Origin of the sequence: Staphylococcus sp. GDB20D11A, assembly GCF_016893255.1 — a bacterium.
Lineage (GTDB): Bacteria > Bacillota > Bacilli > Staphylococcales > Staphylococcaceae > Staphylococcus > Staphylococcus aureus.
In genome coordinates, this window is record NZ_JAFEPJ010000003.1 from 285,388 (window position 1) to 311,121 (window position 25,734).

The 25,734-nt window shown below is 33.4% G+C and carries 27 protein-coding genes and 1 pseudogene; 5 read left to right on the top strand and 23 right to left on the bottom strand.

The features are described from left to right. Positions 1–17: 17 nt before the first annotated feature. The 3 genes from JV528_RS03625 to JV528_RS03635 form a co-directional block, all read right to left on the bottom strand. Positions 18–1,094: a M42 family metallopeptidase gene (locus JV528_RS03625; RefSeq protein WP_001076675.1), complete on the bottom strand. Its 1,077-nt coding sequence runs from the start codon at positions 1,092–1,094 to the stop codon at positions 18–20. A gap of 355 nt (positions 1,095–1,449) precedes the next feature. Next, positions 1,450–1,716, bottom strand: coding sequence for a Txe/YoeB family addiction module toxin (locus JV528_RS03630; RefSeq protein ID WP_000074048.1), 267 nt, complete (start codon positions 1,714–1,716; stop codon positions 1,450–1,452). After that, positions 1,716–1,973, bottom strand: a complete 258-nt coding sequence (locus tag JV528_RS03635; RefSeq protein ID WP_000587617.1) for a type II toxin-antitoxin system Phd/YefM family antitoxin — start codon at positions 1,971–1,973, stop codon at positions 1,716–1,718. The genes JV528_RS03630 and JV528_RS03635 overlap by 1 nt, the downstream gene beginning before the upstream one ends. 360 nt (positions 1,974–2,333) lie before the next feature. Between JV528_RS03635 and JV528_RS03640 the strand changes: the two genes are divergently transcribed. Further along, positions 2,334–2,789, top strand: coding sequence for a YehR family lipoprotein (locus tag JV528_RS03640; RefSeq protein WP_000732082.1), 456 nt, complete (start codon positions 2,334–2,336; stop codon positions 2,787–2,789). A 167-nt stretch (positions 2,790–2,956) separates the two neighbouring features. Here the strand turns inward: JV528_RS03640 and JV528_RS03645 are convergent, their stop codons facing one another. Continuing rightward, positions 2,957–4,534: an FMN-binding glutamate synthase family protein gene (locus JV528_RS03645; protein ID WP_000143506.1), complete on the bottom strand. Its 1,578-nt coding sequence runs from the start codon at positions 4,532–4,534 to the stop codon at positions 2,957–2,959. Between the two features lie 193 nt (positions 4,535–4,727). On the opposite strand from JV528_RS03645, the gene lnsB reads away from it, so the two are divergent. Further along, positions 4,728–5,477, top strand: coding sequence for a CPBP family lipoprotein N-acylation protein LnsB (gene lnsB / locus JV528_RS03650; protein WP_000072452.1), 750 nt, complete (start codon positions 4,728–4,730; stop codon positions 5,475–5,477). A gap of 223 nt (positions 5,478–5,700) precedes the next feature. Here lnsB and cntE read toward each other — a convergent pair whose 3' ends face one another. From cntE to JV528_RS03705, 11 genes are all read right to left on the bottom strand, one after another. Then, on the bottom strand, positions 5,701–6,894 hold the full coding sequence (gene cntE / locus JV528_RS03655; protein WP_000675398.1) for a staphylopine family metallophore export MFS transporter CntE: 1,194 nt from the start codon (positions 6,892–6,894) through the stop codon (positions 5,701–5,703). A gap of 11 nt (positions 6,895–6,905) precedes the next feature. After that, positions 6,906–7,655, bottom strand: a complete 750-nt coding sequence (locus JV528_RS03660) for an ABC transporter ATP-binding protein (RefSeq protein WP_031920616.1) — start codon at positions 7,653–7,655, stop codon at positions 6,906–6,908. After that, entirely contained in the window at positions 7,648–8,463 is an 816-nt protein-coding gene (cntD, locus tag JV528_RS03665; RefSeq protein ID WP_000173873.1) for a staphylopine uptake ABC transporter ATP-binding protein CntD, read from the bottom strand. The genes JV528_RS03660 and cntD overlap by 8 nt, the downstream gene beginning before the upstream one ends. After that, positions 8,460–9,329, bottom strand: a complete 870-nt coding sequence (cntC, locus tag JV528_RS03670; protein ID WP_000584765.1) for a staphylopine uptake ABC transporter permease subunit CntC — start codon at positions 9,327–9,329, stop codon at positions 8,460–8,462. The genes cntD and cntC overlap by 4 nt, the downstream gene beginning before the upstream one ends. Continuing rightward, positions 9,326–10,261 (bottom strand): nickel/cobalt ABC transporter permease, encoded by a 936-nt coding sequence (gene opp1B / locus JV528_RS03675; RefSeq protein ID WP_000472235.1) that lies wholly within the window; start codon positions 10,259–10,261, stop codon positions 9,326–9,328. Before opp1B ends, cntC begins: the two co-directional genes overlap by 4 nt. A 12-nt stretch (positions 10,262–10,273) precedes the next feature. Next, positions 10,274–11,872 (bottom strand): staphylopine-dependent metal ABC transporter substrate-binding lipoprotein CntA, encoded by a 1,599-nt coding sequence (cntA, locus tag JV528_RS03680; protein ID WP_204177299.1) that lies wholly within the window; start codon positions 11,870–11,872, stop codon positions 10,274–10,276. Positions 11,873–12,014: 142 nt separating this feature from the next. Further along, a complete protein-coding gene (gene cntM / locus JV528_RS03685) occupies positions 12,015–13,316 on the bottom strand; it encodes a staphylopine biosynthesis dehydrogenase (RefSeq protein WP_204177300.1) in 1,302 nt (433 codons plus the stop codon). Next, on the bottom strand, positions 13,309–14,127 hold the full coding sequence (gene cntL / locus JV528_RS03690; protein WP_001058854.1) for a D-histidine (S)-2-aminobutanoyltransferase CntL: 819 nt from the start codon (positions 14,125–14,127) through the stop codon (positions 13,309–13,311). The genes cntM and cntL overlap by 8 nt, the downstream gene beginning before the upstream one ends. Positions 14,128–14,137: 10 nt before the next feature. After that, positions 14,138–14,959, bottom strand: a complete 822-nt coding sequence (gene cntK, locus JV528_RS03695; RefSeq protein ID WP_001081690.1) for a histidine racemase CntK — start codon at positions 14,957–14,959, stop codon at positions 14,138–14,140. An 815-nt stretch (positions 14,960–15,774) separates the two neighbouring features. Then, a complete protein-coding gene (locus JV528_RS03700) occupies positions 15,775–16,137 on the bottom strand; it encodes a hypothetical protein (protein ID WP_000910575.1) in 363 nt (120 codons plus the stop codon). Between the two features lie 263 nt (positions 16,138–16,400). Then, positions 16,401–17,219, bottom strand: a complete 819-nt coding sequence (locus tag JV528_RS03705) for an SDR family oxidoreductase (protein WP_000824955.1) — start codon at positions 17,217–17,219, stop codon at positions 16,401–16,403. A 235-nt stretch (positions 17,220–17,454) separates the two neighbouring features. On the opposite strand from JV528_RS03705, the gene JV528_RS03710 reads away from it, so the two are divergent. Beyond that, positions 17,455–18,993 carry an AbgT family transporter gene (locus tag JV528_RS03710; protein ID WP_204177302.1) on the top strand — a complete coding sequence of 513 codons (1,539 nt, stop codon included), beginning with the start codon at positions 17,455–17,457 and terminating at the stop codon, positions 18,991–18,993. Between the two features lie 111 nt (positions 18,994–19,104). Here the strand turns inward: JV528_RS03710 and JV528_RS03715 are convergent, their stop codons facing one another. The 3 genes from JV528_RS03715 to JV528_RS03725 all read right to left on the bottom strand — a co-directional run bounded on the left by JV528_RS03715 (position 19,105) and on the right by JV528_RS03725 (position 21,348). After that, positions 19,105–19,527 carry a carboxymuconolactone decarboxylase family protein gene (locus tag JV528_RS03715; protein WP_001146762.1) on the bottom strand — a complete coding sequence of 141 codons (423 nt, stop codon included), beginning with the start codon at positions 19,525–19,527 and terminating at the stop codon, positions 19,105–19,107. Positions 19,528–19,982: 455 nt separating this feature from the next. After that, positions 19,983–20,402 carry a DUF1433 domain-containing protein gene (locus JV528_RS03720; RefSeq protein WP_000162201.1) on the bottom strand — a complete coding sequence of 140 codons (420 nt, stop codon included), beginning with the start codon at positions 20,400–20,402 and terminating at the stop codon, positions 19,983–19,985. A 250-nt stretch (positions 20,403–20,652) separates the two neighbouring features. Then, on the bottom strand, positions 20,653–21,348 hold the full coding sequence (locus JV528_RS03725; protein WP_000217469.1) for an SDR family oxidoreductase: 696 nt from the start codon (positions 21,346–21,348) through the stop codon (positions 20,653–20,655). A 299-nt stretch (positions 21,349–21,647) separates the two neighbouring features. Here JV528_RS03725 and JV528_RS03730 point away from each other — a divergent pair, with 299 nt between their 5' ends. Then, positions 21,648–21,929, top strand: coding sequence for a single-stranded DNA-binding protein (locus tag JV528_RS03730; RefSeq protein WP_000220930.1), 282 nt, complete (start codon positions 21,648–21,650; stop codon positions 21,927–21,929). Beyond that, positions 21,865–22,050: pseudogene (locus JV528_RS14880) on the top strand (hypothetical protein). Before JV528_RS03730 ends, JV528_RS14880 begins: the two are co-directional and overlap by 65 nt. 138 nt (positions 22,051–22,188) lie before the next feature. Here the strand turns inward: JV528_RS14880 and JV528_RS03735 are convergent. The 5 genes from JV528_RS03735 to JV528_RS03755 all read right to left on the bottom strand — a co-directional run bounded on the left by JV528_RS03735 (position 22,189) and on the right by JV528_RS03755 (position 25,493). Further along, a complete protein-coding gene (locus tag JV528_RS03735) occupies positions 22,189–22,380 on the bottom strand; it encodes a hypothetical protein (protein ID WP_001224379.1) in 192 nt (63 codons plus the stop codon). 353 nt (positions 22,381–22,733) lie between these two features. After that, positions 22,734–23,027: a hypothetical protein gene (locus JV528_RS03740; protein ID WP_000270267.1), complete on the bottom strand. Its 294-nt coding sequence runs from the start codon at positions 23,025–23,027 to the stop codon at positions 22,734–22,736. Between the two features lie 2 nt (positions 23,028–23,029). Continuing rightward, the gene (locus tag JV528_RS03745) at positions 23,030–23,356 is read right to left on the bottom strand and encodes a hypothetical protein (protein ID WP_000493749.1); all 327 of its coding nucleotides are present in this window, start codon (positions 23,354–23,356) and stop codon (positions 23,030–23,032) included. Next, positions 23,356–24,711 carry a hypothetical protein gene (locus JV528_RS03750; RefSeq protein WP_000239216.1) on the bottom strand — a complete coding sequence of 452 codons (1,356 nt, stop codon included), beginning with the start codon at positions 24,709–24,711 and terminating at the stop codon, positions 23,356–23,358. The genes JV528_RS03745 and JV528_RS03750 overlap by 1 nt, the downstream gene beginning before the upstream one ends. Further along, a complete protein-coding gene (locus tag JV528_RS03755) occupies positions 24,711–25,493 on the bottom strand; it encodes a tandem-type lipoprotein (RefSeq protein ID WP_025174710.1) in 783 nt (260 codons plus the stop codon). The genes JV528_RS03750 and JV528_RS03755 overlap by 1 nt, the downstream gene beginning before the upstream one ends. Between the last annotated feature and the right edge of the window lie 241 nt (positions 25,494–25,734).

Here is a 25,734-nt window from a genome sequence, read left to right on the forward strand (position 1 = left end):
ATTATTTATGGATTTGACTACCACATGATATTTTTATAAGTTTCATCATTCAATGAACGGACAATTTCAGTAACAAGACGGATAGAATTTTCATAATCATCCACATTGAGTACCGATACATTAGAGTGCATGTATCGTAACGTGACACCTATTGTCATCGTTGGAATACCTTCATTTGCGACATGAATACTTCCCGCATCTGTACCTCCACCTGGTGTCGTATCCCATTGTACTTCGATGTTATGTTTCTTAGCTACATCTTTAATATGCTTGCGCAAACCTTGGTGCGCAATACTTGTAGCATCCATCATAATAACAACTGGACCACCGCCTAGTTTACTATCGCTCGTTTGACCTGACATACCTGGGGTATCATAAGCAATACCCACATCGACGGCTATCGCCAAATCTGGTTTAATTGTATTCGCTGCCACTTTCGCACCACGTAACCCAACTTCTTCTTGCACTGTGGCACCACTGTATAAGTTAATGCCAATATTTTCATCTTTTAAACGTTTTAATACCTCAACAGCTAATGCACAGCCATAGCGATTATCAAATGCTTTCGCAGTTAAATATTTATCATTTGCAAGCACTTCAAATTCACTATATGGCGTAACCATATTGCCTACTTCAACACCAGCTTCTTCAGCTTCTTCCTTGCTACTAACACCAATATCTATAAACATATTTTTGATTTCCATCGGCTTTTTACGTTCTTCAGGCGTTAAGACATGCGGCGGTTTAGAACCGATGATACCTCTAATTTCTTTGCCCGAATCTGTTGTAATCGTTACTTTTTGAGATAGCATGACTTGATTCCACCATCCACCAACTGGCGTAAATGAAATAAAACCATGTTTATCAATCTTTGTTACCATAAAACCAACTTCATCCATATGACCAGAAATCATAATTGAGTATTGACCATTCTCAGCATTTTTCTTTCCAAAAATGCCACCCAAGTTATCTTCAATAATTTGATCACTGACAGGCTCTATATAGTTACGCATTGCTTCTTTAACTTGCATTTCATAACCAGCAATGCCGTTTACATCTGTTAAATGCTTAAGTAATTTGACTGACTGATTCATGTAATTCAACCTCCTGTATTTCAACTTAAAACTATTGTATCACTAACTTTCAGAAAAGCGTTCCCTACCGCTTTATCGTTTTCAGGCTTAAATATTTTTAAAATTTTGTGAGAAATACACTTAAAAAACATCATATTTCTAAAATTTAATATCCCGAAAACGTCACCATTTAAAATTTCTTATTATAATACCTTATTCTTTTATTGTTATTAATTTCAATCTGTTTAGTCTTGCGCTATTAAAAAAATAAAAAGCGTAGAGATAACAACGCATTAACGCCGCAATTTCCCCTACACTTAAATACTAGTTTCTTTATTTAACTTATCATTAAACTTATTCAGATGTTGAATATCCATTAATCATAATGTGACCATGCCGATAGTATCAATACTTCTTTATTTCGATCATCTACGGTATAGACGACCCTGTGCTGATGGTTAATTCTTCTTGAATATCGCTCTAAATATTTAGGTTCTAATTTTTCAAAGGATTGTGTTATTTTATACGGATCATTTTTTAAAGTCTCAACAATTTCTAAAAATGACTTCTTTAAATAAGAATGTTTTATTTTCTTTAAATCTGATTTCGCTGAATTTTTAATCTTAACCGTGTAATTGCTCATTACAGATTATCCCAATCAATATCATCTATATTTGTTGTACCACTACTATCTTTTTCTCTTTCTCTTACTTTGTCCATTGTACCAGTAGATTCAAGATATATTGTCTCTTGTATACTTTTCCAATCTTCTAAACCTATAATCACAGCATTATTTTCGGCATTATTGCCACTAATATAAATTGGTTCGTGATTATTATTAACATTTTTTAGTAATTGATAAAAATCTTTTCTCGCTTCTGTAGGGCTAGTGATAATCATATAAACCCTCCTTTGTCTTCTGATACGCTAATTATAGCATACGTATTTAAGTACGTCAATATCACCGACACATCCGTCGTAATCTTAGTCCCTATATACTATCGTACACAAGCTTTTGTTCTTTTCTTCCAACATACCGTCTATAATGCTCAAAAAGAAATCAGCAGTGGAACACACTACGTTCTCTACCGTTTTATCGTTTTCAGGCTTAAATATTTTTAAAAACTTTGTGAGAAATCCGCTTCAAAAAACCTCATATCTTCAAAAAAATTGACAAAATTTAAATTTTTGAATAACATCATTTTTTAGTAAATGTTATAATTTCTTTATAATACAAATATCGAAAGAAGGCGACTGACTTTGAAAAAATTATGTTCATTAATTGTAGTAGCATTAGTTTGTATCATTGCATTATCAGCTTGTGGTAAAGAACAAACCAAAACATATGAAGGTGATGTTAGTGGTAAACATGTACTAACTTCTATCACATATAAAGATGATAAAGTTTTAAAACAGTCTACAATCAACACAATTAAATATGACGATCTAGGTATGGATAAAGACGAAGCCAAAAAGTTATTCGCCAAATCTGAAAGTATTTTCAAAGACCTTAAAGGCGTAAAATACAAAGTAGACTATAAAGATAAAAAAGCAATTGAACACTTAGACATAGATTACACAGAAGTTGACATGAAAAAATTAAATAAACGTCTTGGTGTTTCAACTAAAGAAAATAAAGATATTAGTTTTGAAAAACTTGAAAAGCAATTAAAGCACAGAGGTTTAAAAGAAAAAGATAAAATGGACGACAAATAGTTTATAACATAAAAATGCCCTCAGATAAGACTAAGGTTACAAACCTTAATTCATATTCTGAGGGCTTTAATATTTGAAATTCTTGTGTGACCAGCATCCACTACTAATATAAAATTATTTGCAGTAACGCTAAAATCCGCTGCTTTCATTTTCCCGAAATAAATAAGTTAACTAATGAGTTTTAATTTATAATCATGTATCGTTTGCAATTCACCATCGACTTTTCGATATACAATATGATCAGCAGTAATTTCTGTAGGACTGGATACGCCAACAGCAGCTGCAATATTGAATAAGCCTTCATGCAAACTTGTTACATAGTTTGTGACACGATATTGCTTTTCTCCAACAATCAATGCTTTTTCTTTTTTCGCATCTGTCGTTGCAACACCTACAGGACATGTATTCATATGACATTGTTGACTCATAATACAACCGACACTAATCATCATGCCACGTGCAATATTAACAAAATCTGCACCTAAACCTAGTGCAATCGCAATTTTATCTGGTGTCACTAACTTACCAGATGCTGCCAATTTCACTTTATCTCGAATACCATATTTTTCTAACATGCCAGACACAATAGGTAGAGCTGTAAACAGCGGTAAGCCAACACCATCTTGTAATTCTTGGAATGTTGCACCAGTACCACCTTCACCACCATCAATCGTAATAAAGCTTGGATACTTATCTAGTTCCACCATCGTACGTACAAGTGTTTCAATTTCTGAAACTTTGCTTACTACAATTTTGAATCCTACTGGTTTTTGACCTAATTGCTGCAACTGATCGACGAAACGAATCAAATCTTCAGCATTATGAATAAATTCGTAACGGTTAGGTGAATTGATTGTTTTATAAGGTTCAACATTTCGGATTTTAGCAATTTCTTCGTTTACCTTTTCCGCTTCCATATGACCACCACGAGTCTTAGCACCTTGTGCCAACTTCAGCTCAAATGCGCGTACGTTAGATAACTGTGCGACCTCTTTAAATAAATCTTCACTAAAATTACCTTCTTTATCACGAACACCAAACAAACCGGGACCAATTTGGAAAATGATATCCCCATTACCTTTTAAATGATATTCTGATAAGCCACCTTCACCTGTATTCATCCAAGTGCCCGCTTTAGCTAGACCTTTAGATAAAGCTGTAATGGCATTTTTTCCTAAGGCTCCATAACTCATACCAGATTGTCCTACGATACGTTTTAAAACAAATGGATGTTTTAAATGTTCACCTAATTTTATTGCATGATCATCACTTAAGTAATACGGATCAATCTTTGTCGGTACACGATATTCTTCACGACTAAATAAACGCTCATTCGCGATTTTATAAATGAATGTTGATAACAATGTTGTATTATCTACTGAAATCTCATTACGTTGCATCGGAAACATTGTGTTCTGTATGTAAAAGCCGTCTTGATAATCTTTAGTAGTACCGAAGCTGGTCATACGAGAGTTATATTTTCCAGCCAAAACGATATTTTTATAATCATTACGTGAAAAAGGTTTTCCTTCATTATCCCCAGAAAATAAATACTGACGTAATTCCGGTCCCATTTTTTCTGAAATATATCTAATACGTGCTAGTAAAGGATAATTCCTTAATACACTATGTTGTGATTGTCTTTTATCTTTAATTAACCAAATAAGCCCGATAACAATAACCGTAAGCATGAATCCTACAACGATAATGTTAACTATAAATTGCATGACTGTAAGAAACGTCATTACAATACCTCCCCCAAAATTTCAATTCAATATTTATGATACACCTTACAAAATAAAACACAATGGAAGCGCTTCATTTTATAAAACAATTTTATGATATGTTTTTCATTTTAAATTTTAATGTATAAAACATACAATACAAAGTAATATGTGCTAAAGTATCTATATAATACAACTATTTAAGAGGTATACTATGTCAAATACAAATAAACATTACATAGAAGAAGAATACGCTACCGAACAATCGCGTTTTTTCAAACGTGATATTGGATTTATTTTCCTTTATATATTTTTGGTTAACATCTTGCCAATCATTATCGTCTTTTTAACTTTTGGGTTAGTAGCTGTATTCACTCAACAAGCCCCATGGGGTTTCTCTTTTCCTATTTCAATGAACATTAGCTATTTACTCGCAGTTATTATTTCACTAGCTATTTTTCGTCGGATGCATGAAGATGCATTTGTTCCAATGATACGTTCGCAAATCGTTGCCAGTGCTAAATATAAATGGCATATTCTTATATCATTTACATTAAGTATCGTACTCTTTTTACTTTTAAATCATTTCGATATTTTCGCACTAAATGTAGATTCCTTTACTGTCTTTGACATTTACCCGCTCATTAGAGAATATGGTTCCATCAGTTTAATAGCTATATTTTCGTTAACCATTATATTAAATACTTTGATTTGTCAACTTATTTTCCGTCATATTTTAATTCAAGAATTAAGCAGATTAATACCTTTAAAGATTACAATAGTATTATCCGTTATCCTTGAAACACTGTACTATTATCCATACATTAATACATGGTGGGAATTCATTCCAGCATTGATACTAGCTAGTAGTGCGACTTACTTATATTTAAAATCAAACCGTAATTTTATGGTGAGCTATTTCTATCAATTAGCAGTTATACTCGTTTTGCATATTTTCATGTAAAATTTTTCAGAGTATTATCCATTATCCATACACATCAAAAAGCACACTTAAAAGTCAGTATCACAACTCACTTTTAAGCGTGCTTTATTTAGATATACTGTCGTTCTAAAAACGAGCCATATAGAATGTTTCATGTCCTAGCATGAAGCACATGAATCGCCATGCTCAATATACCTTTTAAAATTTAAATATTCATTAACTTAATATGCTTTAATTCACTTCATTAAAGACTATTTGCTGGGCGTGGTGTTGGTTTTTTCAATAAACTCATAATCATTATTACAATGACTAACATACCACAAATTAGATACATCCATTTAAATCCTACTAAATCGGAAATAGGTCCCATCAATGCGCCACCTAACGATATACCTAAGTCTGCACAGGCAATAAATAAACCTAACAACATATTACGACCTACTTTTGGTAAGACGAAACTTAAGTATGATGTTAATGTTGGGTACACCATTGCTTGTGTCATTCCTATTAATATTGCACTGCCATAGAAAATAATTGCACCTACTTGCGGACCAAATGCCACTACAAATGACGCGATTACTAATAATGATAGTACAGATACCATATATTTAGGATGCCACATACCATCTGACGGAATGTATTTCCTTAAGTAAAATCTTGCCGCAACAACTGCGATGGCCTGTATTGTCAAAAAGATTCCCGCATTCGCGAATCCTAAACTCACTGTGTATAACGGTACAAATGTACTAACTGCACCAAATACAATCGATGCAACAATCATGATAATACCACTATTCAACAACTCTTTATTTTTGAAAAATTGCGCAAAAACAGTTATAGCGTTAAACGGCATTTTTTCAATCTTATCTGACGTATCGGGTTCCTGTTCAGCAAAGGTCACGCGATAGCCAAAGAATGTTGTTGTTAATGCGATAAAGATAATGACAATTGCAAATAGTGAAATATTATTTGCATTCCAAATACCTACGGCAACTAATGGTCCGATTAAGTTTGGAATCGTTGAAAATAGCGAGTACAATGATACACCTTCAGAACGATGTTCCTCTGGTAATGCATCAATAATACCTAACTGTAAAGACATAGAAAAGAATGCCGTACACACACCTTGCATAACACGTGCTACGAAATAACCTTCTAATCCAGTAAAACCATAAATAATTAAAGCTATGGCATTGATAATCAAAATAATTCTTAATACTTTAATGGGACCGACACGAGCAATAATTTGTCCTGCCCATGGTCGAAATACCATTGCTGTTAACATGTATGCCCCCATAACGATACCGATAACCGTATTCGTTGCGCCTAAATCATGCCCTCGTAAAGGTATAAACACGTTTAAGATTGCATTGGCACTAAAGAACATCAATGTTAATATATATAATCTCAAAAAGGGCCAAGCCATTGCACCTTTCATTATCTCACTCCTTAGAATGATAGTTGTTTTTCTATTAATTCTCTTGTATAAGCATTGTCACTTTTATGCAATGCGCTTGTCGGAATTTGTTCTTCTATTTTTCCGTTTTTAAAAATAATTAATTGATCACATAAATACGTGGCAGCTTGAATATCATGTGTGATAAAAATATAACTCAACTGACGCGTTTCACGTAAATGAATCAATAAATCTAATATTTGTGTTTGAATTGACATGTCGAGTGAACTAATGGCTTCATCAAACAAAATATATTTAGGGTTAATACATATTGCGCGCGCAATCGCAACACGCTGTGCCTCTCCACCTGATAACATATTAGGATATTTATCCATGTATGCCTTAGATAGACCAACTTCTTCCAACAATATAATTGCTTGGACTTCCATAACATCTTTAGGTTGTCCATCACATTGACACATCACTTCAAATAAGATTTCTCTAACAGTCTGAAATGGGTGTAATGATGACGTATAATCTTGAAATACCGCACCAATTTGATGACGTCTCACTTTCTTCTTATGCATCGGTTGATCATTTAAGGTTACACAACCTTTATCTGGTTTCTCAATACCTAATATCATACGACTCAACGTCGATTTACCGCTACCACTTTCTCCGATAATCGCAATCGTCGCACCGATTGGACACTCAAATGACACACCTTTCACGATAGGTGTTCGACGACGCTTAAAAACATGTGCGCTTTGATATGACTTTTCAACATCTTTAATTTTAATCATGTACATCACCCCTCATCACATGTTTAAAATGATCATTAATCTTCTTCTTAGTGGATAATAAATACTTCGTATAAACATGTTCTGGATGATGCAAGACTGATTCACGCGTACCATGCTCAATCAGTTGACCATTTTTCATCACAACAACACGGTCTGCAATCTTGTTAATAACCGTTAAATCATGTGAAATGAAAATCATCGCACAGTCAAAGTGTTTTTTAATATCTATAAATGCTTCCAGTACATCATATTGTGTAATTGTATCTAAAGCCGTTGTCGGCTCATCAGCAATGATTAACTTTGGTTTCAAAGCTAACGCTAAAGCAATCATCAATCGCTGTAACATTCCTCCTGATAACATGTAAGGGTATGATTTTAATATACGTTTAGGATCTTTCAAACTTAAATAATCCATATATTCAATCAATGTCTTTTCAATTTCTTGTGTAGACATTGACGTATGTACTTTCATAGTCTCAAACATTTGTTTACCGACAGTAGTTGATGGGTCAAAGGCACGACTACCTTGTTGCATGACCATCGCAATATCTTTACCACGGTATTTTTTCAATTGTGCTTCCGATAACGACAACATTGGCTTACCATCAAAGGTTATATCACCTGTTACGCGTAATCGTTCTGGATTTAAACCTACAATCGATTTGCATGTAATTGATTTACCGCTACCACTTTCTCCAATAACGCCTAAAGTTTCACCCTTAGTTAATGTAAAATTCACATCACTCACGAGTGGTTGATCTGTCCAGGTATCTGTAATCGTCAAATGCTTAACTGTTAACAATGTCATGATTGCACCACTCCTTTTTTCACAGAACGAAGTTTATCTTTAGAAGAGATGCGAGGATCAATAGCAATTTGTAAAGCATCGGATAAGAAGTTAAATGCCATCACTATAATCACTATGGCAATACCTGGCGCAAACATCATTTCAGGATGTGTAAACATCACTTTTCTAGCTTCGTTAAGCATCATGCCCCACTCTGCAGTAGGCGCTTTGACACCTAATCCTAAAAATGAAAAGCCAGATATTTGCAAGATCATTGAACACATCGAACTACTAGAGATGATAGCAATATCTGCTAATGTTAACGGCATAATATGTTTGTGAATAATTTTCATATCATTCATACCGATTGTTTTAGCAAATCTTACATGGTCAGAAGCAGTGTACTGCATAACACTTGTACGTATAACACGACAGAACCATGCCCAACGCGTCAAAATAAATGCCATGATAATATTTTCGGCACCCATACCAAACAATGCAATTAATGCTAACGTTACAACATAACTTGGGAATGCCAACATAACATCACACGCACGCATGATTAAGGCGTCAACAAACCCTTGGAAATATCCTGATAAGAATCCTAAAATAGATCCAATAAGTACAGAAACAAATAGCGCAACAAAGACATATAACAAACTTGGTCTAATCGCATAAATTAACCTAGTTAAAATATCTCTACCTAAATGGTCAGTACCTAGTAGATGTTGAAAACTCATGCCAGCAAATTTGTTTGCTGTATCGATATGGTTAGGATCATAAAATGTCACAAGTGGTGCTGCTAATCCTAAAAAGACATATAATACAATAATGCCTAAAGCAATCACTGCACCTTTATCTTGTAATAATCGTTTTAAAATTATCATCGTGCGCCCTCCCTTAATCTTGGATTTAATAGCGCATTAATGATATCTGCTAATGTATTAAATACAATAAATAATACCGCTACAATTAATACATATGCTTGAATGACTGGAAAATCATGTTCAAGTATTGCTTTTAAACTTAATTGACCTAGTCCAGGCCATGCAAAGATATACTCGATAACAACTAGTCCACCCATTATCATTGGTATAGACATACAAAAGATTGATACCGCAACTTGTAAAGCATTACGCAACACATGCAACATTAATGTGATAGATTTCACACCGCTTGCTCTTAAATAAAGTACATAATCTTCATTTAATTGTTCCACCATCGAGCGTCTAACATTTCTAAAGTAAATACCAGCATAGGCAATCGTAATAACGATCACTGGCAATATGTAACTTTCTGGACCTGTTAATCCAGAAGTCGGCAATATGTTTAACTTCACTGAAACGTAAATAATAAGTATTGAAGCTATCCAATATGATGGTAATGCAGTTAGAAAGAAAGCCACTGAACGTATCGCACGATCAGTGAACTTTCCTCTTTTTAATGCACTAACTACACCTAAAATAATTGATGTAATCATCACCATAACACTTGAAATTATTGTTAATTTCAATGTATTCATAAATGCTGGACCAATGCGTTCAGCAACAGGATCACCTGTAATGTAGCTTGTACCAAAATTAAATTGCATCGCTTCAAGTAACCAATTTTTATATTGAATTAATAATGGATCATTGAAACCGTACTTCTCATTCGTTTCTGCAATCAACTCTGGTGTTACATTTGGCGTTCCTTGTGCATGTAAAATTGTCACAGCTGGATTTTCATTTGTAATATACGTCAATAGAAATGTCATAAAACTTACTACAATCATCAATGGAAACATGAGCGCAATACGTTTTAAGATAAATTTGAACATCTAAACGCTCCTTTATTTATACTGCATTTCATTGAATGGTAATTCGTACTGTGATTGTGTGAATGATACTTTTTCTAAATCTTTCGGCGCAACAACTGTCATACTACCGTGTGAAATAGGGATAAAGATACCTTCATCATCAACTTGTTTCAAAATGTTTTTATAAGCGTCTGAACGCTCTTTACCGTTTTGGATTTTAAATGCGTCATCAATGCTGTTGTATATTTTATCTTTATTCTCAATGCCTGATGTTGCACTTTCATAACCATTTTTCGCTTTAAATGCTGCAATAGTACTTTGTGGATCGTACAATAATCCCCAAGTTTGGTTGAACATTAAGTCATAATCACCAGAAGTACGACGTTCAGCAATTTTATCTGATGTTTCGCCATTGATGTTTAACTTAATACCCATTTTCTTAAATTCTGCTTGTAAGTATTCTGCTTGTTCTTTTTGACTTGAAGAACCTTTGTCATAGTACATTGCCATTTCAAGGTTTTTACCATCTTTTTGACGAACATCGCTGTCTTTACCTTTCTTCCAACCAGCTTCATCTAATAATGATTCTGCTTTTTTAAGGTCATACTTACGTGTTGGCATATCAAAATTAATGTCTGTTACATTTTTCGCAAATAATTGAGTTGCTGGTTTTTCTTGACCATCTAAAATTTCTTTGGCAATTTTATCTCTGTTTACCATATGACCAATCGCTTGTCTGACTGTTTTGTCACTGACAGCGTTATCTTTTTTACCAGAATTGACAACTAACATTTTCGTATTCATAGGTTGACTACGCTTAACTTGATAGTCACCAGTATCTTTCAATTGTTTTAAAGAGTCTTTGTCTAAGCTATCTGTACCTCTATCATCTGTGAAGGCAAAGTTCGTTTCACCTTTTTTCATTGATAGGAATGCTGTTTCACCAGCAGGCATTACTTTTGCTTGTACTTTGTTAAGTTTAGACTTTTCGCCCCAGTATTGATCATTTTTGTTAAAGTCTGCAGACTCATCTTTTTTGTGTTCACCTAATTTAAATGGACCAGTACCATCGAACTTTTTAACGCCATCTTTTGTTGTGCCGTTTTTAAAGTCTTTTGGAGACACAAATACATATGGACGAGGCATCGCTAATTCAGCCAATGCAGGTTGATATGCTTCTTTCAAATTCAATTCAACCGTGTACTTATCTTTAACTTTAACATTGTCAATTAATGTTGAAATCTTTAACCAAGAATGCAATTTTTTGCTTTCTTGAACTGCGTCAATATTTTTCTTAACTGCGTCAGCATCAAATGGCGTACCATCATGGAATTTAACGTCATCTCTCAAATGGAACGTGTATGTCTTCCCATCTTCAGACACTTCCCATTTTTTAGCTAGTAAAGGCTTAATCCCATCTTTCGTGTTACGTACAAGCGGCTCGTATATCATACTTTCAGCAGACATCGATCCACCGTAAACATGCGGGTTCATATCCCCGATATCTTTAACCGTCGTATACGTTAATTGCTTGTTTTCTTTTTTCTCCTCTAAACCTTTATTACCGCCACAACCAGTTAAAATTAGCCCTGATGCAAGTAACATTGCACTCATTTTAGTTAGTTTTCTCATTTGCTTTTCCTCTTTCTAAATTGATAAGTTGCATTACTTAATCAAATCGTAATGATTATTTTTCTCAATTATTTGCTTATTTTTATGTAAATGTCAAACATAATTCAATAATTTTTTTCTATTATAAAACTTCAAACCCTTATTATGAAAGCGTTCTATTGATTTCCAAAAATTTTGTGACGAGTGCTTTATCTTCTTCAAATAAATTTGTATTAAATTGAGAAGATAAGTGTTGATCTTGATGCATATCCTTGTACGCCTGGCAACTTGCTTCATAGCGAGCTAGGAACTGATCAATCATTGGCGTTTGGATACCTAGCATTTTCCCAATATGCTGAATCATCGCTGTTCTGTAATAATCCTCACTTGGCATTCTTGGAATTTGAACAACATCCTGTTCATTTTTATAGACTTGCTTAAATGGTACAGCTGAAAAATCAAAGTAATGTCCGTTTTCGTCTGGCTGTGAAAATGGATCAATGAGGATTGCGGAATATCTTACATAAAGCAGATATTCTTGTAAGATATCTGGCAAGATTTCGAAATGCTCAATATCACCTTCATCCAAAGTTTCAGGACGTACTGGATAATTTTCCTTCACCATAAATTGAAGCAGGTTGACTGACGGCACTCTAAATACTTGTAAAATAGCCATCATTTCCTTCCACATTAAACGCATTTCACGGATTAATGTCATCGTTATCGGTCCTTCAGGAAATAACTTATACACATAAACCGATACATCCGTTCCTTCGAAAATGGCTTTCAATGAAAAGTCATTCATAAATAGTGGCGGGTGCACATAAAGCGAACTGTTACGTGTTTCAGCATGCAGTGGCGATTCAACGACTTCTAATTGAATCTTCAATTGCTCAGCTAAAGCAGAGATTCGTTGACACATTGTTGAGTTTGAATGTGTCGATCCCATGTACAATTTCTTTTTTACACCTGTTGTCAACACATGATTAGGTGCTTCTTTATCAACAATACGTGTATCGCCAAGATAAGTTGAAAATGAAATCACTTCGATATCCTGACTGAACTTAGACATAAATTGTTCCACAATCATTTGCGATCCAAATGTCGGTGAAATTAAAATGACATGTTTGACACTTTGCAAAGTTTCTAACGACAATTGCTGTAGTGTGTCATAATAAGCATCTGCTGTGCATGCCATGACAACCGTTTCGTATTCACCCTTAACGTTTTTAACGTCTTTATACAAACGATTAATTTCAAACTTACCTTCCAGATGTTGATGCGCCTCGTTTTGTATTTTGACTTCAAATTGTTTCTCTTTTTTATACGCTTGATATAAGCGTTTTGATTTTTCTGATGTTGAGGCACGTCCAACCATATCAATCTCATAATCTGATTTTAAATAGCAAATATTCGCTAATTGGATTGCGACCGGACCAGTGCCTATCATTAATAATTTAGACATCCGTAATACCTACCTTTATAGCTGCTTTTTTATAAAGTGCTATATCAAAAATTTGCTGTGGTCTCATATGTTTATTCACACATTGCCACTTATCTTCCGCTGTTTCTTGTGACGGATAATTAAATATTGCTTTGATGCCATCACCAAAGCGCATTGCAACTACGACATTTTCATTTGTTAAATCATATAATTCTTCTAAAATGCTGTACTTTAAAGGAATTGTCGAGCTGAATATGATATGCGTCACATCTTTGATATCTTTAAGTTCAGATACCTTTTGATCCGTAATTGTTATATCTTCATTTGGTGCTAAGACGTTAACGATTCTGCGTCCTAGGTCAACGGCTTGTGGATCAATATCAATACCGATAACTGAAGCACCTGTTTCTTTTGCTACTTGAATTAACGTCATTGGATATGCACCTGAACCAACTAACAATAATTTGTCATTGCTAGCTATACTACATTGTCCAAACTCTTCATCAATACAATGTTCTATATTGTCAAAGTAACCTGTGGTAGACGCCTGTCCGTCTAATAGACGTCTAGCTCTAATGACTTCCACTTGTTTAACACACTGCGCTGTAATATATTGCAGTGATTTTATTAATTGTGCTTTTTCTTCAACGTCACGCCAAGCATTAAATTGTTGTTCATAAATAGGATTTAAAATAAATTCACTATAGTCATCCATCAATGTTTCTAATGCTTCGATATATTGATTGTCTTGTAATACACGCTCGTAATGCGCTTCAAACTTTTCTAAATATTGTTGTAATATCAATTTGATTTCATTATTAAAGTTATTCATTGTAGGCTCCTTATTCTATATATGCTTTTCCTGTAGCTACAGTTGTAACCTGTCCTTTAATTGAAGTTTGATATCCCAATTGATGACATCGCTTTGATGTCACTAAAATACTGCCCCCTGGCTGATGTACTGTAAAATCTTTGCATGCGTCATTACGTTGATAATTATTAAAAACCCCAATTGATGCTGTACCAGAACCACAGCTATTTTCCCAAATTAAACTTTGTATTTCTGGTATATAGATTAATGGCTGTAAAAATTGACGTTGTTCATCAAAAAGCATCATACCTACTGTTTTATATTTGTGATTCCATTGTTGCTCACGCACATATGTTTCAACCAAATGTTGAATTTCTGTTGTTACTTGATTAACTGGAATCACATAATGTACATATGTTTCATAAATAATTTCTATTGCTTTCCATGAATGATTACCCATATTAATTGTTGTTGGCACAACACGATGGGCTTGTGGCATTTGAACTTCATAGTATTGGCAATCATGAATTGCGCATTGCACTAAATCCGAACAGCCAGATACCTTCACCTTAAACTGTTGGTCTTTAAGCAAATGACTTTCCTGCAAATGATGTATATATGACATCGTCGCATTACCGCAAAATTCATTACCGCTCATAACTAAGTGAAAATCATTGCCATCATCATTTTGTGTTGATTCTATAAAGCCTACCTGTTCACAACATACATGTGTTGCGGCCATCAACTGATTGGCGATAGATGCATATTCACTAGCATCATGTTTTGAATGAACAAGTATCGTCATATTCCCCGAAGGATTATACTTAGAAAATTCTATAACCTGCCGATTCATACGACACTCCTTTAGATGTATTTTTTAGAGCCTCTGTAATTTTAATTACTAGAGGCTCTTATGCAGTTGTTGCGAAGCAAACAACTGTATTCCTCTATACCTGTAATTTTAATTACTAGAGGCTCTTATACAGTTGTTGCGAAGCAAGCAACTGTATTCCTCTATACCTGTAATTTTTTAGAAGATGAACCTAATAGTTTCCCATCTATTAGGTAAGTCATGCTAACCCGCAAAGTGGAAAGCATGACTTAGTAATCGGTTGTTGCATCAACATGCAACCGTAAACCTTATTTAAAGTTGCTTCTTGTGGCTCTACAAGCGAATGCAGTTGTCCGTTAACTACATTCACTTAGATGCTTTTACTGTTTTCACCTCAACTAAAACTTCAAAAAAGTTGCAGAAAACAAATCGTAACTATTACGATTTGATTATATACTATATTAGTTGAGAATCATTGTCAATAAAGGTTGTAAATGAAAGCACATTTATATTTTGTGAATCCCTCCATAAACTTCGTATTCTCAGCACATTCAAGTCTTTTTGAAAATTTTTATCAATAATTGAGTAGAAATTCCGTCCTCGTCAGTTCAAAATTTTATGTTAGTTGTCTCTGCGTATTGGTTTAGTGAGAATAACCCACACTAGTGGAAATTTCCTTTTGTTAATCTACAATGGATATCCTTGTCTTTCGCTAACATTTCCTATTACCAATCCTGTAACGGATTTTCATCGTCAAGTTGCTCCCCATGCAATGCGCACCAAAAAAGCTTTGTACAATTTCGTACAAAGCTTTAAAAATTCAAATAAAAATATCATTATTTTAATGAACTAGCCATATCAGATTTTATTTCGTTTGCTAATACTTGTAATTCAGGGAAATAATTATTAGCAAAGCCAATTATTATTTTATTTTTTACAAACGTGTTAATCTCTCGATCTTCTGGAATCGTATTTCCTATTAAATTCAAAAGCTCGCTATGACTTATGTTCTCTATACTTACTGTATTTAAATATTTTAAAATCGCAAGATGCAATTCATCAAATACTTCATGTTCAAAATCAAAGTCCAATAATAATAAACTAACGGAATTAGTTTCTAACTGATTATCTCCAATTTTATCTGCAATCTCTCTTATAGCTTGATATAGCAATCTAAAACTTTCTTTTTCTTTTAACATAAAATTCTCCTTAATTTATTAGAATAGACAAAATACAACTTATTTTAAAGATACTCCAAAAGTTTGAACTCGAGATTCTGATAAATTAGATGCACGACCTACAATACGTTAAAACTAGCCTTAATCAATACACTTCAAATGAACAATATGTGATTTTCAAAGATTAATTAATCTCCGCTTCATATGTCTGTCATTGCGACAATATGCATACATTGCCTACTTCATGCCAAATTATTTTCCACTGGATATCGATTTTAAAACAATTATTCTAATGTCCGCTTCCACGAATCATCACTCAACATCTCGCCAGGCCATGTGTAAGCCATAACACCGCCATCAATGCGAATTGTTTCACCAGTAATAAATGAACTCTCATCAGATGCTAAAAAGACAACGAGTTTGCCCACTTCTTCTGGTTTACCTAAACGCCCCAGCGGTGTCATCCATTTCTGATTTTCTCTGAATGCTTTGCCTTCCTTATCTTCACAAGTACCTGTCAGTTTATCTACTAACGGGGTTTCAATCGTACCTGGTGCAATTGCATTAGCTCGAATGCCATCTCTACCATATTCGATTGCAATGGATTTAGTAAAATTAATCACTGCCCCTTTCGCAGCATTATATCCTGAGCGATACAAATCTGCTGCCTGTCCTGAAAATGAAGCTGTGTTAACAATAGAGCCACCTTTAGTCATCATTAAAGGTAACATCATTTTCGTCATCAAAAATGTTCCACGCATATCTACATTCATAATCTTGTCATATACATCTGTTGGATACTCATGAATTCTACCAGCCGCATTATCCACACCGGCATTATTAAATAACACATCAACATGCCCAAACTGTTCTCTAATTTCTGATGCAAAATTGTCAATTTGTTGTTCGCTTGCAATATCCACAATATAAGCCTTTGCTTTGTCACCATTACTTTTAATTTTATCGACAGTCTCCGATACCACTTCAGCTATGTCTACCGCCAATACATACGCACCTTCTTGAGCTAAAGCGATTGCAGAAGCTTGTCCGATACCTGTACTTGCTCCTGTTACGACTGCAACTTTATTTTCCAAACGTTTCATTCAGTCACTCCTATACAACATATCTTAAACTTACAGTCCTTATTTTCCACTGTTCAATGCTTCATAAACCTAATAGATAAGTCTCCAGGCAGTCTTAGCTACTCTCTGCTATACAATTTCTATTGAATAACTCAAAATATTTAACAATATTAGATTTTTCATTTTCTGAAAATTGTTACTTTTGAGAGTATTTTTTGTTACACTTTAAATATTTAACAAAGGGGGGGAATCATTGATGACATCAAAACATCAACAAAAGGGGTCTATCGTCAATCGTTTCTTGAATAGTGTTGAAAAAATTGGAAATAAATTGCCAGATCCTAGCGTTTTATTCTTTTTAATGTGTGTGGGCTTAGCCATTATGACGTGGGTTATCTCATTATTTAATGTATCTGTTAAGCATCCAGGTACGCATCAAACCATTTATATTAAAAATATAATTAGCCATGATGGATTTACGATGATAATGAATGATACGATTAAAAATTTCTCAGAGTTCCCAGCATTAGGCTTAGTACTAGCAGTGATGATTGGTATTGGTGTTGCAGAGAAAACAGGATACTTCGACAAGTTAATGATTTCTGTTGTGAATCGCGCACCACGTTTCTTAATTTTACCGACTATTATATTAATTGGTATTTTAGGTAGTACAGCCGGCGATGCCGCTACAATTATCTTGCCGCCACTCGCAACGATGCTTTTTATTAAAATTGGCTATCACCCTATCGCTGGACTAACGATGGCATATGCTTCCGCTGTAGGTGGCTTTGCCGCAAATATAGTTGTTGGTATGCAAGATGCTTTGGTCTATTCATTTACAGAACCAGCAACACGTATCGTTTCAGATTCTATTAAAACAAACGTTGCTATGAACTGGTACTTTATCGCAGCGAGTGTCGTTGTATTACTTCCTACGATATTGCTAGTTACAACTAAACTAATTATTCCTAGGTTAGGTCAATATGATGATCGTTTAATGCATGATGATCATGAAGAAACGTCTTCACATATTACTGACAAAGAAGCACATGCTTTAAAATGGGCAAATATCAGTTTCATAGTCACAATTATTTTATTAATTATTACAGCCATTCCTGAACATAGCTTTTTAAGAAATGCTAAAACAGGTAGCTTACTAGACGATGCGCCATTAATTAACGGTGTCGGATTAATTATTCTTGTCGTATTTTTAGTACCTGGATTAGTTTATGGGATTTTAAGCAAAGAAATTAAAAATACAAAAGACTTAGGTAAAATGTTCGGCGATGCTGTAGGATCAATGGGAACATTTATCGTTATTGTGTTTTTTGCAGCACAGCTACTTGCATATTTAAAGTGGAGTAATTTAGGAATTATCGCTGCTGTTAAAGGTGCCAAATTATTAGAACATCAAAACGGTATTGTATTGATACTAGGTATTATTGTACTGAGTGCAATGGTCAACATGTTAATCGGAAGCGCATCGGCTAAATGGGGTATTTTAGGACCGATATTCGTACCAATGTTAATCCTTATCGGCTTTCATCCCGCATTCACACAAGTCATTTACCGTGTAGGAGATTCAATTACCAATCCAATTACACCGATGATGCCGTACTTACCTTTACTATTAACTTATGCACAAAAATACGATAAACGCATGAAACTCGGAGCCTTACTTTCTAGTTTAATGCCGTATTCAATCGCGCTAAGTATTGTGTGGACAGTATTTGTCATTATTTGGTTCTTATTAGGTATCCCTGTTGGACCAGGTGGACCGATATTCGTTAAATAACAGCACTCAAGGGGATAAATTAAAATGCCACTATACAAGATTTGACCTGTATAGTGGCATGATTTGTTATGATATAGCGTTCGAGATGAAACTCTGTATTTATATGAACAATTATAGTTTATCACTAATAATATTTAGTCTGTTCCAACCGTTAATTTGGTTTACAACAAAGACAAGATCAATAATTTGTTCTTCATCATAAAATGATTTTAGCCGGTCAATAATTTCAAACTTCTTAAAGTCTTTGATTGAATTTAACATTTCTGCAAATTCAAGCGTCACTTTTTCTTGATCAGTAAATAAATCTAAATGTCTAAAACTCAAGACTTCATCAATTTTCATTTGCGTTACACCCAATTCCTTTAATTCTTTTTTATGGATATCAACACAATAATGACAACCGTTAATTTTAGAAATTAATAACTTAATCAATGCACTAAGTTCATCATTAACGGGTGATTGATGAATAAACTTTTCACCTTGGCTCATTACAGACATTAACTCTCCATTTTGTTTCTTGTAATTATACGGCATTTGCAATCTCTCCTTCTTTACATTGTTTAATACCAATCCAGTGATACTACACTTCGAACAATATTTGATAGAATTTGAAATTCTGTATAACATCTTGTCAATCTATGCTTTAGTTAAAACATTTAGCGCTTATATTTAAAAAATATATAAAATATGAAAACAGATTGAAAGGATATTATACCTTGCTCTACCCTTTTTTATAAAAAATCACACACATTTGAGAAAATTTGATAATGTCAATAAATCACGTCATCGCCATTGTTATTCGGTATATAATGTTTTTATAATGGCCAAACTATTATTTCATTTACATTAATGGAGTTCACTTGTGTTAATGTACTGTAAAAAAACTGGCGAAGTATTGGTGATGATGAAGTGATTTATATTAATTGCGAAACACCTTCGATAGCAATGAAATAGATTATTGGAAGATTAAATCAAAAATAAAGAAGACCCTAGTGGCCTTCTTTTTTATCTAATTCTTCTTTGATTTCGTCAGGTGATTTTAATTGATTTGCTGGTTTTAGTAATTCACTTAATTTTTCACTTTCTATCATATCTCCACCAAATTGATAATTATGTTCTGGAGACCCATATGCAACAAAATCAGCTTTTTTGTTTTCATTGATGTAACCTTCAATTACTGCATCGCCCATAGGTCCTGTCTTTAAACTTGTGAAATGCACAGTTTTGATGGTATTGGGTTCTTTGGTATTATGCTTGAGATAGAGTGTAATACGCTCCTGTTGTTCTTTGTAGTAAAGTGCTTTTTGTTTTTCTTTTTCGTCATATTTCACTTTTAAATAAATGACTGTAGCAACTATACATATACATAAAATAACACCAATAATTATAAATACATGTTTTTTGGTCATTAAAGCAACTCCTAAAATGTGGTGGAAAATGAAAAAGTTTTTATAGTTCTGTAATTATGAACATTATAGATTATAAATCATAACACTAATATCGTCGCCTTCACTCACTCGATTGTTAAAATCACCAGTTACTGAGAATTGTGCAAGGAATAATTGCCTATCATGCTTTTATATCATTATTGCCTTACTAATATTAACAAAACCGATAGCTATTACATTAATGCCTATCTCCCACACCTCAAATACCTTTTTATACAGGACGCACTGTAATTTCATTCACGTTAACGTGCTTTGGTTGTGTTAATGCATATAATACTGCTTCTGCAATATCTTGTGGTTCAAGTTTTTTACGATCTGTTGGATTGTATGCGGCAGTTATTGCTGTATCTACCATTCCTGGAGAAATGCTTGTTACTTTAACACCTGTCTTTGCCAACTCTTTTTCTAATCCTTGAGTAATAGTGTGAACTGCTGCTTTCGTCGCACTATAAATCGTACTGCTTTTCGTTACTTCAAAGCCAGAAATAGATGCAATGTTAATAAGATGGCCACTTGATTGTTCTAACATAGTTGGTAATGCAGCCTGTGCCGTGTATAAAGTGCCTTTGATATTCACATCAATCATACTATCCCATTCATCTACTTGATAATCAGTAATCTTAGACGACAACATTTGCCCCGCACTATTGATAACAATATCCAAACCACCGAATGTTTGTTGTGCAATTTTTATCAATTCATCGACTTCTTCTTTTTTCGTTACATCTGTTGGCACTACCTTCACACTATCTTGAGCTAATTGATTCGCCACATTTTGTAGTTTATCTTTATTTCTACCGGCTAAGATGACTTTCACACCTTCTTCATGTAGTAATGTTGCAATTGCTTCTCCAATACCACTACCTGCACCTGTAACTACTGCTACTTTATCTGTTAATACTGTCATAATGATCGACTCCTTTGATTCTTTTTTATTTTTTCAGGGTAAATCATAAGTACATATTACTATTTATACTTTTAAAAAGCGTATCACAATTCATATGCTGGTTATACTAAATCGATTTATTTACACTGATAAAGTACAATTTTTAGTTATTCGAAATATACAAATGATCGTTGTTCATATTTTTTATTTTTAAAAATGTTGAAAAATTGTCACTTCTTTATTGTAAAAGTCGAAAGTTAGTACTAAAGTTATAAGTATTAGTAAACAATGGCAAGGCTGTTAGAAAAGGGGGAGTTATTGTGACATATCATGAGCGTGTGTTAGCACTGAGAGCAGAAAGAAAAAGAACTGCATTTGATTTTAGATTCGAGGATTTATTTAGCAAAGAAGAATGGCTAAGTATGTCGCTTGCAGAAAGACAAAAAGCCGAGAAAGCATTTCGACACGAAGTCAAAAAATTAGATGATGTAAGAATGCCCTTCTCAAGTGCACATGATGCCCAAGTAAAACTGTATAATGTTGTGTATTCTTACAATGGCATTAAACGTAATTTCAAACAAGTTGAAAATGAAGGATTCTAATATCATTTCGTTTATATATCGAGGACATGATACAGTTTTATATATAATCTTGTAGGTAATCATACTAAAATTCAATATAGACATGACTAAAGCCACATCCAATATAGGACGTGGCTTTTAGTATCGTTCCAGATTTGTGGGGAGTTAGGGTTTACTTAATTAAAGGGGTCTGCCCTCAATTGCTCACCAACGAGGGCAAGTTACATCAATCACACTTCAATTGCCGCCGACTAGGGGTAGTAATCATTGGCAATAAGAACTAGTTAGTGACTAACGATTTACGTTCCATAGCAAAGTGATATAAACGCTCAGCATCAATGTAAGGCATAGAATCAATAGTTAGGTAACCATCTTTGATGTCACCAATTAATCCTTGATTTACACCAGTGTTCACGTAAATATCATAGCTACTTACGTCTGAGAAAATAAGCGCTTCAATCTCTTTTCTCATAATCATCACTCCAATGTTTATATATTATTTATATAAACTCTCTCGTCTCTCTCTATTTATTAACTTCTTACAAGACTAATATTACATGAATTTCCAAATAAATAAAGGGGTTTGTGATGTATTTCACAAATTTATCACTATTTTGGAAAATTAAGAAATAGTTAATTATATAAAAGTTTAATAAGTCAGAAAATATGATAAAATGTAGATGTTCTTTAGACATTAAAAGCTTCTAACATGATACGGAATATGAGGTTCCTGTATCACATTAGAAGCTTTTTTGTTGTGGTGATTATATTGATAATGGCATGAATGAACACACGCTGTCTTAGTTTCAGGAATCGGCTAGAATATTAAACTTCCGTTCTTTGAATATTTTTTAATTTCTTACTAATATCATCCAGTTCATTCTTCGCCTTTTTAACCCAATCTCCTTGAGCTACATTATCAAATTCACCTTTAAATTTTTTGAAATGGCTACTCATTTGATTTATTAAAAGCTCTTCATCATTTTTCAATTTATTTTTATGGTCATGGTGAATTCTGTTATGCTCGGGCGCAATAACTGCAGTTATCTGTCTCATTTGCAAAACAGCATTAATACTCGGAACGCTTGGTATCCTTTCAACAACTGAGTCATACCACATCTTTACTCTCTACCTCCCATTTTTTCAATTTCTTTTAAATATTCACTTTTAAGTTCATCTTTAGAACGTTCTATTTTCATCTCTTCATTTTTAATTCGCTGTGTCATTTCATCATTAAACTCGTTTATAATATGCGTCATTTTAACGTTTGATTCTTGACTATAATCCATTTTGTTTTTCAGATATAAAAAGCAATCGTATGAATATTCACAATCCAACTTTATCTGATGCTTAATTTCCTGAAGTTGCTCTAATTTATCGTTCAATTTTCTTCTTTCTTCATCATATGCAGTTTCCAAATCACTTATTTTCTTATATTCAGTAAACATTATATTACACCTGCTATCTGACTCGCTAATAATTGGTCATTACCTACAATTGCATTTACACTATCTTTAATTTTAGAGACGTAGTTGTGACAATCACTATTTATATCATTCAATTCTTTTAACTTTTGTTTGATTTTAGTTTCAGGATCAGTCTCAAACTTGCTTTCATACGCATCACCATTTCTTAATGCTGTTAGTACTTCATCATGCGAAAGTTTTGTCCCTATTTTATTTCCAGCTTCTTGGGAATTCTTCCAATTCTCTTGAAATTTGTCTTTCATATTATCGTACATCTTCTCCAGTTGGCTACTTTCCTCTTTAACTAATTGACTTAATCCCTCTGTTATTATTAATGCAGAAACTGATTCCAACAATTTTTGTTGAGATGAGGATAATGCACCACCATTTGCTTGAAGCCAATTCGCTCTAAGTTCTTCAACTCTCCCTAATTTTGATTTAGTATTTTCTTTTAATGATTTAAATGCCTTATTATTTGCGTCTTCGTATCCTTTAACTTTTCTCAATTCTGCTAAAATTTTAGCTTGTGCATATTTCCTTAAAAAGGCTTCCATATCATGGCCTTCCCCATTGTTCAAAACTATTTTCTCACCAGCTGTATCATACATAAACTGACTAACAAAACCATCTAACTCATCTTTGTCAGAAACAAACCTTACTATATGTCCATTATAATTTTTTAACATTTTCTCAATTTCTATATCTCCGATTGCACTTGCCGGCATATTTTCCACAGCAAATATACGAAAATCTCTAATTGATAATGGCGCCGGATTATATACAACAATATTTTTGATATCGTTACTAACTCCTAAAATAACTGCATCCCTACCGCCAAGTGAGTGCCCAGTTATTGTGTCAATTTCATATTCTTTTTTGATATCTTTAATAAAGTCTTGAGTATCTTTAAAATGTGGATCTTTATCCGTTACAGTACCTAGACCAATATTGACATCGGCCCTGAAATCTTTCAATGTTTCGTCCGCATCTTTCTCGTCTTGATCGGAGTGATTAAATGGATGTTCCAAAACATTTCCCATAGCTTCAAGATGTACATTTGTACCTGTCATACCTAAAGTCACTTTGCCAGTGTCTTCATTTTTAAAAGCCGTCGTAGTCGTACCAGTGTTTGGGTCAGTAAAACTTTTTAAGTATGTCAAGTTTTTAGGAAAACTATCATGTTTTTTTAAGTCTTGAAATTGATCATTAATTCTTCTATCAGTCAATCCATTATTGTTCGCATTTTCAATTTCATAGCTGATTTTAGATATCGCACTAGTTTCTTCGGAATTACTTGTTATATTACCATGTTGAATTTCATAATCCTTTTTCACCATTATTTATCACGCTCTGTCGGTTTGAAATTAATACTATCCGTAAAGTAAACATTTTCTTCTTTACTTGTCACAAAAGAAAACTCTAAATTTTTATGTCCTATAGATGATCCTTTTAAATCACCATCGCCTTTTATTATTAATTTCGGAGCTTTCTTAGTAGGTATATCATACCTCTTTCTAAGTTGCTTAACATTATAGTCATTGTTACTCAATTGATATTCTGCCGAATAACTAGGTACATTTGGATTATATGAAATGTCACCATCTTTATAATCATTAATATCTTTAAAGTCACCGTATTGTACAAAAAACTTAAAGTTTTCAATTTCTTTTCTTAATTTATCATCAGCTATCGGTTTGGTTGGGATAATTTTATTATGTTCCATTTTTACTGGATATTCTTTTTCTTTACTACGTGAGTACCCTTTTTTATCTTCCCATAATTCTCTCACAATAAATTCACCTTTTGTCGTTCTGGTATTGCGGTCTACATACAGAATCAAGCCTCTCGATTCCATATTCTTTCCATTTGTTTCTATTGTCATTTTAGAGTGAATTATCCAAGTCCCTTTATCCCCCTTTTCAAACTCTTGATCTCGAAACCCTTCTTTATCATAAAAGTCTTCAATATTTTTGGTTGGATACAAACTCAACGTTTTGTTGAAGTTTTCTTTAATTTGTTTATCCTTACTACTTTCTTCTTGTTTCATTCCGCACCCCCCTATAAAAACAAATAGTATTATTAAACATAGACACAATTTCAACTTTTTTGAATGAATCATCTTTTCTCCACCTTATATTTTTAATACTGACTCAATCTTTAATTTATACAACTAAAACGAAAATTGGTTTGAACAAATAAATTTAATTGTGAATATTTTGTATTTTAAATCTTCTTAATAAGAATTATAAAACAATTAAATCAAAAGATAAAGTTTCTGTGATTTATTATTAATGTTAAGAGTTATCATAATAACCTTTTACCTAGTACTTTATAATATTTGATAAAGTCCGTATAATTGT

Bases quoted from the DNA above. Each gene is read 5' to 3' on its own strand.
- JV528_RS03625 (WP_001076675.1), bottom strand. From the start codon at position 1,094: ATGAATCAGTCAGTCAAATTACTTAAGCATTTAACAGATGTAAACGGC.
- JV528_RS03630 (WP_000074048.1), bottom strand. From the start codon at position 1,716: ATGAGCAATTACACGGTTAAGATTAAAAATTCAGCGAAATCAGATTTA.
- JV528_RS03635 (WP_000587617.1), bottom strand. From the start codon at position 1,973: ATGATTATCACTAGCCCTACAGAAGCGAGAAAAGATTTTTATCAATTA.
- JV528_RS03645 (WP_000143506.1), bottom strand. From the start codon at position 4,534: ATGACGTTTCTTACAGTCATGCAATTTATAGTTAACATTATCGTTGTA.
- lnsB (WP_000072452.1), top strand. From the start codon at position 4,728: ATGTCAAATACAAATAAACATTACATAGAAGAAGAATACGCTACCGAA.
- cntE (WP_000675398.1), bottom strand. From the start codon at position 6,894: ATGAAAGGTGCAATGGCTTGGCCCTTTTTGAGATTATATATATTAACA.
- JV528_RS03660 (WP_031920616.1), bottom strand. From the start codon at position 7,655: ATGATTAAAATTAAAGATGTTGAAAAGTCATATCAAAGCGCACATGTT.
- cntD (WP_000173873.1), bottom strand. From the start codon at position 8,463: ATGACATTGTTAACAGTTAAGCATTTGACGATTACAGATACCTGGACA.
- cntC (WP_000584765.1), bottom strand. From the start codon at position 9,329: ATGATAATTTTAAAACGATTATTACAAGATAAAGGTGCAGTGATTGCT.
- opp1B (WP_000472235.1), bottom strand. From the start codon at position 10,261: ATGTTCAAATTTATCTTAAAACGTATTGCGCTCATGTTTCCATTGATG.
- cntA (WP_204177299.1), bottom strand. From the start codon at position 11,872: ATGAGAAAACTAACTAAAATGAGTGCAATGTTACTTGCATCAGGGCTA.
- cntM (WP_204177300.1), bottom strand. From the start codon at position 13,316: ATGTCTAAATTATTAATGATAGGCACTGGTCCGGTCGCAATCCAATTA.
- cntL (WP_001058854.1), bottom strand. From the start codon at position 14,127: ATGAATAACTTTAATAATGAAATCAAATTGATATTACAACAATATTTA.
- cntK (WP_001081690.1), bottom strand. From the start codon at position 14,959: ATGAATCGGCAGGTTATAGAATTTTCTAAGTATAATCCTTCGGGGAAT.
- JV528_RS03700 (WP_000910575.1), bottom strand. From the start codon at position 16,137: ATGTTAAAAGAAAAAGAAAGTTTTAGATTGCTATATCAAGCTATAAGA.
- JV528_RS03705 (WP_000824955.1), bottom strand. From the start codon at position 17,219: ATGAAACGTTTGGAAAATAAAGTTGCAGTCGTAACAGGAGCAAGTACA.
- JV528_RS03710 (WP_204177302.1), top strand. From the start codon at position 17,455: ATGACATCAAAACATCAACAAAAGGGGTCTATCGTCAATCGTTTCTTG.
- JV528_RS03715 (WP_001146762.1), bottom strand. From the start codon at position 19,527: ATGCCGTATAATTACAAGAAACAAAATGGAGAGTTAATGTCTGTAATG.
- JV528_RS03720 (WP_000162201.1), bottom strand. From the start codon at position 20,402: ATGACCAAAAAACATGTATTTATAATTATTGGTGTTATTTTATGTATA.
- JV528_RS03725 (WP_000217469.1), bottom strand. From the start codon at position 21,348: ATGACAGTATTAACAGATAAAGTAGCAGTAGTTACAGGTGCAGGTAGT.
- JV528_RS03735 (WP_001224379.1), bottom strand. From the start codon at position 22,380: ATGAGAAAAGAGATTGAAGCGCTTATTTTCTCAGACGTAAGTAGCTAT.
- JV528_RS03740 (WP_000270267.1), bottom strand. From the start codon at position 23,027: ATGTGGTATGACTCAGTTGTTGAAAGGATACCAAGCGTTCCGAGTATT.
- JV528_RS03745 (WP_000493749.1), bottom strand. From the start codon at position 23,356: ATGTTTACTGAATATAAGAAAATAAGTGATTTGGAAACTGCATATGAT.
- JV528_RS03750 (WP_000239216.1), bottom strand. From the start codon at position 24,711: ATGGTGAAAAAGGATTATGAAATTCAACATGGTAATATAACAAGTAAT.
- JV528_RS03755 (WP_025174710.1), bottom strand. From the start codon at position 25,493: ATGATTCATTCAAAAAAGTTGAAATTGTGTCTATGTTTAATAATACTA.